Here is a 13175-nt window from a genome sequence, read left to right as displayed (position 1 = left end):
CCGGGGACGCTCGCCCCGAGAGGACCGCACGGCACCAGGATGACGGCACCGCTCCTGTCGATCCGCGACCTCACGGTCGACTTCACGACCGATTCCGGCTCGTTCCGGGCAGTCGACGGCCTGTCCCTCGACGTGCCGGCGGGCCGCACCGTCGCCCTCGTCGGCGAATCGGGCTCGGGCAAGTCGGTCACCGCGCAGGCGATCCTGCAGATCCTGCCCAAGGTCGCCGGGATCACCGGCGGCCAGATCCGCTTCGCCGACCCCTCGGGACCTCCCGGCGGCACCGACATCGCGGCGCTCAAGGCCGATTCGTCGCGGATGCAGGCTCTCCGCGGCGGGCGGATCGCGATGATCTTCCAGGAGCCGATGACCTCGCTGTCACCGCTCCACACCGTCGGCGACCAGGTCACCGAGGCGCTGCGGCTGCACGCCGACGTGTCGGCCGAGCAGGCGAAGGCCCGGGCGATCGAGGTGTTCGAGCGCGTCGGCTTCCCGGACCCGAAGCGGGCGCTCGTCACCTACCCGTTCGAATTGTCGGGGGGCCTGCGCCAGCGCGCGATGATCGCGATGGCGCTCATCACCCGCCCCGCCCTCCTCATCGCCGACGAGCCGACCACGGCGCTCGACGTCACCACCCAGGCGCAGATCCTGGAGCTGATGCGCGACCTCCAGGCCGAGACCGGCATGGCGATGCTGCTCATCACCCACGATCTCGGCGTGGTCGCCAACATGGCCGACGACGTGGTGGTGATGTATCGCGGCCGGGTGATGGAGGCGGGCTCCCGCGAAGAAATCTTTCGCCGCCCCGGCCACCCCTACCTCAAGGCGCTGATGCGGGCGGTGCCGCGCTTCCACATGGCGCCCGGCGAGCGCCTGACCCCGATCCGCGAGGTCAAGAGCGCGGTGCTCGCCCGCAAGGCCGGCGAGCCGCACCGGCCCGATCCGGCCGGACCGCTGCTCGCCATCGAGGGGGTGCGCAAGTCCTTCACCCTGCGCTCGGGCTGGTTCAAGGGGAAGACCCGCACCATCAACGCCGTCAACGGCGTGTCGCTCCAGCTGCATCCGGGCCGCACGCTCGGCCTCGTCGGCGAGTCGGGCTGCGGCAAGACCACGCTCTCGAAGGTGGTGATGCGGGCGCTTCGCCCCGATTCCGGCACCGTCACCTTCGACGACGGATCGGGGAGAGGGCCCCGCGACGTCTTCGCCCTCAAGGACCGCGAGCTGAAGGATTTTCGTCGCGCGGTGCAGTTCGTGTTCCAGGACCCGTTCTCGTCGCTCAACCCGCGCATGACGGTCTACGAGCTCCTGACTGAGCCCCTGCGCATCCACGGCGTCGGTTCGTCGGACGAGCGCTACGAGCGGGCGAAGGAACTTTTGGACATGGTCGGGCTCGACCAGTCGTCCCTGCGGCGCTACCCCCACGCCTTCTCGGGCGGCCAGCGCCAGCGCCTCGGCATCGCCCGGGCGCTCGCCCTGAAGCCCCGGGTGCTGCTCTGCGACGAGCCGGTCTCAGCCCTCGACGTGTCGGTGCAGGCCCAGGTGCTCAACCTCCTGAAAGATTTGCAGGCGAGCCTCGGCGTCTCCTACCTGTTCGTCTCCCACAACCTCGCGGTGGTCGACTACATCGCCGACACGATCGCGGTGATGTGCCGTGGGTACATCGTCGAGGAGGCGCCGAAGGCCGCCCTGTTCAAGAATCCAGCCCATCCCTACACGCGGGCGCTGCTCGCCGCCGTCCCCGAGCCGGACCTCGACCATCCCCTCGACCTGAAGCTCCTGATGAGCGACCGCTTCTCCGACCCGGCGAGCTGGCCCGAGCCCTACCGCCTCGTCGGCGGCGCGGCCGGCACCATGACCGAGATCGAGCCCGGGCATTGCGTCCGGGTCGCCGGGCCGGTGCTCCGGCAGGCCGCCTGACCTTCTCCAAGAGATACTGATTTCCAAGAGACCCCGATGTCCCACGGCGCCGCCCTCCGTCCCCACCCCTTCGTCGAGCGGCTGCGCCGCCGCTTCCTCGGCCGCCTGTTCGACCGGCTCGGCTACGACCTCGTCCCGGCCGTCTCCGACTGGAACCACCGCCCGCTCTCGGGGCCGGAGACCGACGCGCTGATCGCGGCGGCGGCCGCGCGCCTCGACCACGACCTCGCGGAATCGGGGCTCAGCCTGCCGGGCGGTGCCGCGCCCGCGGTCGCGACCTTCTGGGACCTGATCGCCTCGGCCCCGGTGGCGCAGAAGCGCGGCGGCAACGGCTTCAACGGTGCGCTCCAGCTCTACGTGCTGATGCGGGCGCTCTCGCCGGAGGTGATCGTCGAGTCCGGGGTGTTTCGTGGGCTCACGACCTGGGTAATGCGCCAGGCTTGTCCCGAGGCCGAGATCTTCTGCTTCGACCCCGACCTCTCGGGCCTGCGCTACCGCGATGCACGCGCCCGCTACCACGCCGGCGACTGGTCGGCGGCGAGCCTGCCGCGGCTCGAGGCGGACCGGGCGGTCGGCTTCTTTGACGACCATATCAGCCAGGCCCGACGGGTGCTGGAGGCGCGCGAGCGCGGCCTGACCCGGCTCGTCTTCGACGACGATGCCGCGGCCCACCGTCTCCACGCCCACGGCGGACCGGCCTTCCCGACTATCGCGATGCTGACCGCGCCCCGCTTCGGCGAGCCGGTGCGCTGGCGCCGCAACGGCCGGGAATTCGTCTACCGGCCCGACGACCCGGAGGCGATGGCCGCGCGCGCGGCCATCGCCGTCAGCCACGCCTTCGACGACCTGCACGCCGCGACCGGCTACTCGCCCACCCGCCTGACCTGGGTGCGCCTGCACGGGAGGGACGGGACATGACGGTTCGGTTCGGACGTTTCTTCACGGGCGCGACGGTCGACCCCTCCCCCCTCTGCGGGGGAGTGTGGCCCCCGGAGGGGGCCGGGAGAGGGGACCGCGACGTTGATCCAGGTGGCGGCCTTCCCGACGGTCGCGACCTTTTCGGAAGCGGCGTCCCCTCTCCCGACCCGGCCTCACGGCCGGGCCACCCTCCCCCGCAGAGGGGGGAGGGTTGGTGGCGCGTCGCCGTCCTGACCTCGCTGCTGCCCCTGCTCGCCTCCCCCGCCCTCTCTGCCGAACCCTCCGACCGTCTCCCCAAGCAACCCCTGGTCGTCGACTCCACCGCGCAGGGGCGCCAGGTCGGCAAGCCCGGCGGCGACATCGTCACCCTGGTCTCCAAGGCCCGGGACATCCGCTACATCTCGACCTACAGCTACACCCGCCTCGTCGGCTACGACGAGACCCTGGCGCTCAAGCCTGACATCCTGGAAAATTTCGAGAACGACAGCGACCGGATCTACACCTTCACCTTGCGCGAGGGCCATCGCTGGTCCGACGGCCAGCCCTTCACCGCGGAGGACATCCGCTACTGGTGGGAGGACGTCGCCCTCAACAAGGAGCTGAGCCCCTCCGGCCCGCCGGAATTCATGGTGGTCGACGGAAAGCCGCCGCGCTTCGAGGTGATCGACCCGCTCCATGTTCGCTTCACCTGGGACAAGCCGAATCCCCGCTTCCTGCCGGAACTGGCCTCGCCGCGCGATCCGTTCATCTACCGCCCGGCGCACTACCTGAAGAAATTTCACGCCAAGTACGCCTCGAAGGCCGAGATCGAGCCGCTGGTGAAGCAGGCCAAGGTCAAGGGTTGGGCGGCGCTCCATAACCGGCTCGACGCGATGTTCGAGCAGACCAACCCCGACCTGCCGACGCTCCAGCCCTGGCGCGTCACCAACACTGCCCCGGCGGCCCGCTTCGTCTTCGTGCGCAATCCCTACTACCATCGGGTCGACGCGAACGGACAACAGCTCCCCTACATCGACAGGGTCAACATGGATGTCGCGGCCGGGGGCCTGCTCGCCGCCAAGGCCAATGCCGGCGAGGTCGACCTCCTGTTTCGCGGCCTCAACATGGAGGACATCCCGATCCTGCGGGAAGGCGAGCGCGCCAAGGGCTACCGCACCCATCTCTGGCCGACCGCCCGCGGCTCGGAACTGGCTCTCTACCCCAACCTCACCGTCACCGATCCGGTCTGGCGCACTCTCAACCGCGACCTGCGCTACCGCCGGGCGCTCTCGCTCGCCATCGACCGGCGCACGCTCAACAACGCGCTGCTGTTCGGGCTCGGCACCGAGGGCAACGACACCGTCGTCGAGAAAAGCCCGCTCTACAAACCCGAATACCGCACCCTCAACGCCGGCTACGACCCGGCCGAGGCCTCCCGCCTCCTCGACGAGGTCGGGCTGACCCAGCGCAACGGCGCCGGCATCCGCCTGCTGCCCGACGGGCGCGAGCTCGAGATCGTGGTCGAGACCGACGGCGAGAGCAGCATGCTCACCGACGGGCTGACCCTGATCTCGGAGTTCTGGCGCGAGGTCGGCGTCAAGCTGTTCGTCAAGCCGCAGGACCGCACGGTGCTTCGCAACCGCGCCTATTCCGGCGCCGCCGTGATGGTGGCCGCGCAAGGGCTCGACCTCGCGATGCCGACCGCCGAGATGTCGCCCGACGAGCTCGCGCCGGTCCACCAGGACACCTACGCCTGGCCGAAATGGGGCCAGTACGTCGAGACGAGGGGCAAGGAGGGCGAGCCCTGCGACATCCCCGAGGCGAAGGTCCTGATCGACCTCAACGCCCGCTGGATGGCGACCGCCGACAACGCCGAGCAGGCGCGGATCTGGGCCGAGATGCTGAAGAACCGGGCCGAGAACCAGTGGGTGATCGGCACCGTCTCGGGCGCGCTCCAGCCGGTCGTGGCCAAGACCCGGCTCCTCAACGTGCCCGACAAGCAGACCTACAGCTGGAAGCCGACGGCGTTGATCGGGATCTACCGCATGGACCAGTTCTTCTGGGGCCCGAACCCGAAGGAGGCGTCGCGGTGATCCGCTACCTCGCCCGCCGCCTCCTCACCATGGCGGTCACGCTGCTCATCATCTCCGCCCTCGTCTTCCTCATCATCAAGCTGCCGCCGGGCGACTTCCTCACCAACCAGATCGCCGAGTTGCGCTCGCAGGGCGAGGCGGCCTCGGTCGCCAAGGCGCAGTTCCTGATGCAGCAATACGGCCTCGACCGCCCGGTCTGGGAGCAGTACCTGCGCTGGATCGGGCTGTGGCCCAACCCGGAAGGCGCCTTCAACGGGCTGATCCAGGGCAACTGGGGCTGGTCGTTCGAGTACGACCGCCCGGTGCGCGAGGTGGTCGGCGACGCGCTCTGGCTCACCCTCGTCGTCAACCTCGCGGTGGTGATCTTCGTCCACCTGGTGTCGATCCCGATCGCGATCTACTCGGCGACGCGGCAATACTCGATCGGCGACTACGTCGCGACCTTCATCGGCTATATCGGCCTTGCCACCCCGTCCTTCCTGCTGGCGCTGGTGATGCTGTTCTACGCCAACCGCTGGTTCGAGGTCTCGATCGGCGGGCTCTACGACAGCGCCTATTCGGGCCTGCCCTGGACCTGGGAGAAGATCCGCTCGCTCTTGGCCCACCTCGTCGTCCCGACGCTGGTGATCGGCTTGGGCGGCACCGCCGCGATGATCCGGCGGATGCGCGCCAACCTGCTCGACGAGCTCGGCAAGCAGTACGTCGTCACCGCGCGGGCCAAGGGCCTGCCGCCGACCCGGGCGCTGATCAAGTACCCGTTCCGGATGTCGCTCAACCCGTTCATCGCCGATATCGGCAACCTGCTGCCGCATCTGATCTCGGGCTCGGTGCTGGTGTCGCTGGTGCTGAGCCTGCCGACCGTCGGGCCGATCCTGCTCGCCGCGCTCAAGAGCCAGGACCAGTTCCTGGCCGGCTTCATCCTGATGTTCGTGGCGATGCTCACGGTGATCGGCATGCTGATCTCCGACCTGCTGCTCGCCTGGCTCGATCCGCGCATCCGCCTCGGAGGGGACGGTCGATGAGTCTCGAGTTGCGCGACCGGCCGCAGCACTTCGTCGACGCCGCCCCCTTCGATCCCGGCCGCACCGAGCCGGTGGGGGCGGAGAGCAGCGCCGTCGACCGCGCCTCGTCCTGGCGCCTGACCTGGTGGAAGTTCCGCAAGCACCGGGTCGCGGTGGCGGCGGGGCTGATCCTGCTCGTCTTCTACGCGCTGATCCCGTTCGTCGAGGTGATCGCGCCCTACAACCCGGCCAAGCGCCACGGCGACTACCTCTACGCGCCGCCGCAATCGATCCACCTGTTCCACGAGGGGCGGTTCGTCGGGCCCTACACCCATCCCTATCACTTCACCTTCAACATCGAGACCTTCCACCGCGACTACACGGTCGACCGGACGAAGGTGCAGCCGCTCCGCTTCTTCTGCCGCGACGAGGGCTACTCGTTCTGGGGCATGGTCGACACCGACTGGCACCTGGTCTGCCCGCCGAAGGACGGGACGATGTTCCTGCTCGGCACCGACCGGCTCGGGCGCGACCTGCTCTCGCGGATCATCACCGGCACCCGGATCTCGCTCACCGTCGGCCTCGTCGGCATCGCGGTGTCGTTCGCGCTCGGGCTCTTCTTCGGCGGGCTCGCCGGCTATCTCGGCGGCTGGGTCGACAACGTGATCCAGCGCCTGATCGAGATCCTGCGCTCGCTGCCCGAATTGCCGCTCTGGCTCGCCCTCTCGGCGGCGCTGCCGCCGAACTGGAGCCCGATCCTGGTCTTCTTCGGCATCACGCTGATCCTCGGCCTCCTCGACTGGCCGGGCCTCGCCCGCGCCGTGCGCTCGAAGCTGCTGGCACTCCGCGAGGAGGATTACGTCCGCGCCGCCGAGCTGATGGGTGCCTCGAAGACCCGGATCATCGCCCGGCACCTGATCCCGAACTTCATGAGCCACCTGATCGCCTCGGCGACCCTGTCGATCCCCTCGATGATCCTCGGCGAGACGGCGCTGTCGTTCCTCGGCTTGGGCCTGCGCCCGCCGGTGACGAGCTGGGGCGTGCTCCTGAACGAGGCGCAGAACCTCGCGGCGGTGCAGCTCCACCCCTGGCTGCTGGCGCCGATCCTGCCGGTGGTGATCGTGGTGCTGGCCTTCAACTTCCTCGGCGACGGCCTGCGGGACGCGGCCGATCCGTATCACTGAGGGGTGGATGGTGCGGCAGCCGGACTGGGATCACCCGGTCCGGCCGTCTCGATGATCGACGCCCTTCTCGCGGAATCGCGCTCCGGTGCCGCCCCGGCCCGTACCAGCGGTCGCTTCCGGCGAGCGTCGGGTTACCCCACCGTCTCGCCCCGCCGCCGCCGCTCGGCATCGTCCCAGGCGGTGAGCGGCTGGTAGTCGGGCACGAAGCCGAGGCCCTTGCGGGCGTCCGACGACACCGCGACCTGCGAGGTGGTGACGTCGATGAGCGCCGGGGCGTTGGCGAGCGCCCGCTCGATCGCCGCGGGCAGGTCCTCCGGCCGCTCGACCCGCTCGCCGTGGGCGCCGAGCGCCCGGGCCATCGCGGCATAGTCGGAATCGGCGAGCAGCGTCCCGACGACCCGGCCGCCGTAATTGAACTCCTGGTCGTAGCGCTCGATGTTCCAGGCGGCGTTGTTCGACACGATGATGACCGGCTTGGCGCCGTGGCGGACCGCGGTGTCGATCTCCATCGCGTTGATGCCGAAGGCCCCGTCGCCGGTGACGCAGATCACCTGCCGGTCCGGATAGGCGAGCGAGGCGGCCGTCGCGTAGGGCACGCCGATGCCGAGGCAGCCGAAGGCGCCCGCATCCATGTAGGTCCGCGCCTCCAGGCCGACCCGGGCGAAGCTCAGAAGGTCGCCGCCATCGGCCACCGCGATGTAGTCGGGGTCCGCGACCTGCCGGATCGCCTCGAAGATCGCCGCCGGGTGGATGCGCCCGTCCTCGCCGGTCTGCGGCACGGATCCGCCGGTCGACCGCTTGACGTGGCGCGCCCGCAGGCCCTCCGCCCACGCCCTGTCGAGGGCGGGCGCCCGGTTGCCGGCCGCCTCGACGATCGCCGAGAGGGCCAGCGCCGGCGTCGCCAGCAGCTCCGGCTCGCCGCGGCGGTTGTCGACGAGCTCGCCGGCGGTGTCGGCGATGCGCACGAAGCGGGCGTTCGGAAACACCGCCGGCGAGCCGTAGCCGAGCTGGTAGTCGAGCTTGCGGCCGACCACCAGGACGACGTCGGCCTCTGTCATCGCGGCGGCGCGCATCGCCCCGACCGTGGCGGGATGATCGGCCGGCACCAGGCCGCGGCTCTCCTGGGTGTCGAGATAGACCGCGCCGAGCGCGTCGAGGAGCCGGACCAGCTCCGGCCCGGCGGCGCGCGCGCCGCGGCCGCTCACCACGAGCGGGCGACGCGCGCCCCACAGCACCTCGACGGCCTTCGCGACCCCGGCCGGTTCGGGCGGCAGCCGGCGCGGCGCCTTGGGCCGCATCCAGTCGTCGAGCACTAGCTGCGGCGGCACGTGGGCGCGCAGCACGTCGGTCGGGATCTCGATGTAGACCGGGCCCGGCTCAGCCAGATCGCCCATGGCGCGGGCCACCGCCTCGTCGAGCTCGCGGATGACCTGGTCGGCGACGCGGGCGGTGCGCGACTGGCGGGTGACCGGGCGCAGGATGTCGACGTGCGGAATGTCCTGGAGCGGCCCGAGATTGGCCTGCGGCCGCGAGGTGCAGCCGCCGATCAGCAGCACCGGCACCCGGGCGAGCGAGGCGTTGGCGATGCCGGTGACGCAGTTGGTGACGCCCGGCCCGGCGGTCGCCATGCAGACCCCGAGCTCGCCGGTCAGCTCGGCATGCGCGTGGGCCATGTGGACGGCCGCGCCCTCGTCGCGCACGTCGACGATGCGGATGCCGAGGCGGGCGCAATGGTCCCAGATCGGCTGGATGTGGCCGCCCTGGAGCCCGAACACCCGGTCGACGCCCCGCGCCTTCAGGAACTGGGCGATCCAGGCGGCGCAGGATTGCGCGTCGGCGTTGAGATCCTGGACGGTGGCCTGCTGGCTCATGGTATTTCCTCCCGTTATGTCGTTGTTCGCGCCGTCGGCGCGTCGTGCCCGCCTCGGGATTCGTTCCGGGCGAGACAGGCGTCGTCGCAGATCACGTTTCCCGGATCCGCTGCGGCACCAGAATAGCGCGCCTTTCCCCTCCCCCCTCTGCGGGGGAGGGTGGCCTACGGAGTAGGCCGGGCGAGGGCCAGCGCGACGCTTCTTCAGGTGGCGCCCGTCATGAAGTGCGCGACCTCTCCGGAAGCGGCGTCCCCTCTCCCGGCTCGCTTCGCTCGCCACCCTCCCCCGCAGAGGGGGGAGGGATCATGCTCTCGACCCCCTACCCCTCCCCCCGTACCAGCCGCTCCTTCAGCTTCCGGTGCAGGTTCTTCCCCGTGGCGGTCCGGGGCATCGCCTGATCCTCCATGAACGAGACCGTGCGCGGTCGCTTGAAGCCGGCGAGGCGGTCCTTGCACCAGCCGAGGATGTCCGCTTCGCTGACTGTCGCGCCGTCGCGCAGGACGATCACCGCGTGGACGCGCTCGCCCCAGGTCTCGTCGGGAAGACCCACCACCGCCACGTCGTGCACCGCCGGGTGGCCGCCGAGCAGGGCCTCGACCTCGGAGGGATAGATGTTCTCGCCGCCCGAGATGATCATGTTGCTCTTGCGGTCGACGAGGTGGATGAAGCCGTCCGCATCGCGCCGCGCCATGTCGCCGACGGTGCAGTACTCGCCGCGGAACGCCTCCCTCGTCTTCTCCGGCAGCTTCCAGTAGCCGTCGAACAGGTAGGGGTTCGAGCAGAACAGCTCGCCGGCCTGGCCGTCCGGCACCTCTTGGCCGGCCTCGTCCAGCAGCTTGATCGGCGCCGAGCCGACGCATTCGCGGCCGACAGAACCGAGCTTGGTGAACTGCTCGGGCGGGTGCAGCATCGTCGCCCAGCCGACCTCGGTGGCGCCGTAGAGCTCGTAGAGCCCGGAATTCGGGAAGAACTCCATCACCGCCCGCTTGGTGTCGGGCCGGGCCGGCGCCGAGGAGATCATCAGGCGGGTGATGCGGGTGAGGTCGTAGCGCGATGTCGCCTGCTGGCTTAAGCCCAGCATCATCGCGTAGTGCGTCGGCACGAGCGAGGTGAAGCTCGCTCCCCCTTCCGAGAGCGCCCGCACGCAATGCTCCGGATCGAAGCTCTTGCGCGAGTAGACGCTGGTGACGCCGCCGCAATAGCTGAACGCGCCGAAGAAGTAGAGCGAGTTGGCGTGGCACAGCGGCATGACCAGCAGCGCCGAATCGCGCCGGTGGATGCCAAGCTCGATCTCGGTGATCATCGACAGCATGGCGGCGCCGCGATGCGAGCGGATCGCGCCCTTCGGCTTGCCGGTGGTGCCGGACGTGTACATCAGCATCCACGGGTCGGCCGGGTCGATCGCCGTGCCCGGCTCGTCCTCGCGCGCCCGTCCGATCAGATCCTCGTAGGACGAGAACCCCGCCGGGCACGGGGTCGCGCCGAACCACACCACCCGCGATTCCGCGACCGGCAGGTCGGCGCGAATCTCCTCGACCGTGCCGGCCAGCTCGTCCTGAAGGATCAGGGCGGAGACCTCGGCATCCTCCAGGATGTAGCGCACCTCCGCACCGACCAGCCGGAAGTTGATCGGCACCGCGACGAGGCCGGCCTTCGCCATGGCCGGATAGATCTCCAGCCACTCGACGCAATTGTAGGCCAGCACCGCCACCCGGTCGCCCTTCGTCAGGCCGAGGCCGAGGAGGCCGTTGGCCAGCCGGCAGGCGCGAGCGTTCCACTGCCGGAAGGTCATCGCGCGCTCGAGGTCGCGCGCGCCGATCCGGTCGGGTTGCAGGCGCGCCTGGACGGCGAGCATCTGCCCGGGCGTGAGCACATCCCTCATCGTGGTGGTCCTTCGCTTCCTCGTTCAATCCGGGCTCGTGCGACATCGATTCTCAGGTCACACCGACGATACGTCTCCCTCCATCGTCATTCCGGGGCCGCGCAGCGGAGCCCGGAATCCAGACACTCAGGTGGAGAAGAATGACGCGGAACGCTGACCGCCTTTGATTGAACCCTTAGCGGTTCTGGATTCCGGGCTCCGCTGCGCGGCCCCGGAATGACGCGATGGGTGTCAGGTTCGCGGCGGGAGAACTGTGATCCGCGAGAATCACCCGATATCCCCGGCATATTTCTGCACCAGCGCCCAGGCCTCCGGCCCGAACTTGTCGCGCCACTGGCCGTAGAACTTCGTCGCCTTGAGCGCGGACTGGAAGGCGGCGGGGTCGGTGGCGTTGAACACGAGGCCCCTGCCCTCCAGCTCCTTCTGGGTATCGCGGTTGGCCTGGGCGATGTCGTCGCGCTCCTTCAACGCCGCGGCGTTGAGGTGCTTCTCCATGATGCCCCGCACGTCCGCCGGCACGCCCTTCCAGACGCGGCCGCTCGCCATCATCCAGAAGCCGTCCCAGGCGTGGTTGGTGAGCGAGCAGTATTTCTGCACCTCGTAGAACTTGGCGAAGTTGATGAGCGCCAGCGGGTTCTCCTGCCCGTCGGCGATCCGGGTCTGGAGCGCCGAATAGGCCTCGCTCAACGGGATGCTGACCGGCGCGGCGCCGAGCGCCGAGAACATCGAGACCCAGAGCGGCACCACCGGCACGCGGATCTTGAAGTTCTTGAGGTCGTCGGGGGTGCGGATCGGCTTGGTGCTGGTGGTGATCTGGCGAAAGCCGTTGTCCCAGGTCGTCTCGAAGGGCACGAGGTTCGCTTTCTCGATCGCCCGGCGGATGTAGCCGCCGACCTCGCCGTCCATCGCGGCCCAGACCTTGTCGTAGCTCGTGAAGGCGAAGCCGATGCCGGTGAGCGAAGTCGCCGGCACGAGCGTCGAGACCACGGTGCCCGGGAAGGTCGCGAGTTCGAGCGCGCCGGAGCGGATCTGGGACAGCATGTCCGAGTCGCTCCCCAGCTGGTTCGACGGAAACAGGCTGATCTCGACCGCGCCGTTCGTGTCCTGGCCGATCGCCGCGATCGCCTCCTTCAGGCGCACGTTGACCGGGTGCGGCACCGGCAGGTCGGTGCCGAGCTTGAAGGCGAGCTTGGCGCCTTGCGCCAGCGCCGGCTTCGGGAAGCCGGCGGCCAGAGCGGCGGCGGAACCGAGGCCCGTGGCCAGCAGATGGCGCCGGTGAAGACCCGTGGGGCGGGCATGAGCCATGGCGTTTCTCCCTCGCGAATTCCTGCGCCGTCGGTCTTTGCCGCCGCGGCATTTATTGAATTCAGAATTCGAATTTCGAATTCGGTATTGCACGAGGGTCCGGTTTGCGCAACACGTCGCCGGAGAGTTTTTGCGTGAGAGGGGGTCCGGCCATGGCCGGCGAGTCTGATGCCCGCGGCCCGACGCGTCACCGGCTCGTCGAGCAGGTCTACGGGGCGATCTTCAGCGAGATCACGGAAGGCAGGCTGGCGCCGAACACGCGGCTGATCCAGGACGAGCTGGCCGATGCCTACGGCGTCTCGCGCCAGCCGGTGCAGCAGGCGCTGCTGCTGTTGCGCAACCACGGCATCGTGCGCGACGCGCCGCGCCGCGGGCTGGTGGTGGCGCCGCTCGAAGCCTCGTTCGTGCAGAACCTCTACGAGGTGCGCGGGGTGCTGGAGGGCCTGACGAGCCGGCTCGCCGCCGAGCGCAACCCGGCGCGGGCGCGGGCGGAGGGCCCTCCCCTCGTGACGGCGGGGCGCGCGGCGGCGAAGACGGGATCAGTCGCGGAGCTGATCGCCGCCGACATCGCCTTCCACCGCTTCCTCGGCGAGATCGCCGAGAACCCGATCATCGTCGAGACCGCCGCGCCGCACTTCAACCACCTGCGGCGGATCATGGGCGAGGTGTTGCGCGAGGACGAGGCGATGCCGGCCCGGATCTGGGACGAGCACGCGGCGATCCTCGAGGCCGTCGCGGCGGGCGAGGCCGAGACCGCCGACCGGCTGTCGCGCCAGCACATCGCCCGGGCGGCGACGGTGTTCGTCGACCGGCTGCGGGCGCAGGAGGATGTGTTTGCCCAGGAAGCGCGGAGCCGGCGGGTGCGGCGCTAGCACACCCTTCCTGACATTCTCTCCTTTCCCGGACGCCTGAAACGAAGTGGAAGGAGATCCGGGATCCAGCGCAGAAAGTCGCGAAGCGTCCGCCTGTTTGCAACGGCGCAGATATGGAGCTGCTTCGCAGCACGTCTCTCCTGGATCCCGGAT

The 13175-nt window shown here is 69.7% G+C and carries 9 protein-coding genes; 6 read left to right on the top strand and 3 right to left on the bottom strand.

Annotation, left to right across the window (positions count from 1 at the left end; all coding sequences use genetic code 11):
- The first annotated feature begins 39 nt into the window (after positions 1–39).
- The 5 genes from ACS5PV_RS25360 to ACS5PV_RS25340 are packed head-to-tail and all read left to right on the top strand — an operon-like array spanning position 40 to position 7092.
- Positions 40–1917: an ABC transporter ATP-binding protein gene (locus ACS5PV_RS25360; protein ID WP_455398119.1), complete on the top strand. Its 1878-nt coding sequence runs from the start codon at positions 40–42 to the stop codon at positions 1915–1917.
- Between the two features lie 36 nt (positions 1918–1953).
- A complete protein-coding gene (locus tag ACS5PV_RS25355) occupies positions 1954–2835 on the top strand; it encodes a hypothetical protein (protein WP_455398118.1) in 882 nt (293 codons plus the stop codon).
- Positions 2832–4907, top strand: coding sequence for an ABC transporter substrate-binding protein (locus ACS5PV_RS25350; RefSeq protein ID WP_455398117.1), 2076 nt, complete (start codon positions 2832–2834; stop codon positions 4905–4907). The genes ACS5PV_RS25355 and ACS5PV_RS25350 overlap by 4 nt, the downstream gene beginning before the upstream one ends.
- The gene (locus ACS5PV_RS25345) at positions 4904–5929 is read left to right on the top strand and encodes an ABC transporter permease (RefSeq protein ID WP_455398116.1); all 1026 of its coding nucleotides are present in this window, start codon (positions 4904–4906) and stop codon (positions 5927–5929) included. Before ACS5PV_RS25350 ends, ACS5PV_RS25345 begins: the two co-directional genes overlap by 4 nt.
- Positions 5926–7092, top strand: a complete 1167-nt coding sequence (locus ACS5PV_RS25340) for an ABC transporter permease (RefSeq protein ID WP_455398115.1) — start codon at positions 5926–5928, stop codon at positions 7090–7092. Before ACS5PV_RS25345 ends, ACS5PV_RS25340 begins: the two co-directional genes overlap by 4 nt.
- A gap of 131 nt (positions 7093–7223) precedes the next feature.
- On the opposite strand, the gene ACS5PV_RS25335 is transcribed toward ACS5PV_RS25340, so the two are convergent.
- The 3 genes from ACS5PV_RS25335 to ACS5PV_RS25325 all read right to left on the bottom strand — a co-directional run bounded on the left by ACS5PV_RS25335 (position 7224) and on the right by ACS5PV_RS25325 (position 12150).
- Positions 7224–8963: a thiamine pyrophosphate-binding protein gene (locus ACS5PV_RS25335; protein WP_455398114.1), complete on the bottom strand. Its 1740-nt coding sequence runs from the start codon at positions 8961–8963 to the stop codon at positions 7224–7226.
- A 319-nt stretch (positions 8964–9282) separates the two neighbouring features.
- Positions 9283–10845, bottom strand: coding sequence for a class I adenylate-forming enzyme family protein (locus ACS5PV_RS25330; protein WP_455398113.1), 1563 nt, complete (start codon positions 10843–10845; stop codon positions 9283–9285).
- 267 nt (positions 10846–11112) lie between these two features.
- Complete coding sequence (locus ACS5PV_RS25325; protein ID WP_455398112.1) at positions 11113–12150, bottom strand: TRAP transporter substrate-binding protein; 1038 nt, start codon at positions 12148–12150, stop codon at positions 11113–11115.
- Between the two features lie 152 nt (positions 12151–12302).
- Here ACS5PV_RS25325 and ACS5PV_RS25320 point away from each other — a divergent pair, with 152 nt between their 5' ends.
- A complete protein-coding gene (locus ACS5PV_RS25320) occupies positions 12303–13022 on the top strand; it encodes a GntR family transcriptional regulator (RefSeq protein WP_455398111.1) in 720 nt (239 codons plus the stop codon).
- Positions 13023–13175: the final 153 nt, after the last annotated feature.

It is taken from the genome of Methylobacterium sp. Gmos1 (genome assembly GCF_053764715.1).
This window is presented reverse-complemented; position numbering and strand designations above follow the sequence as displayed.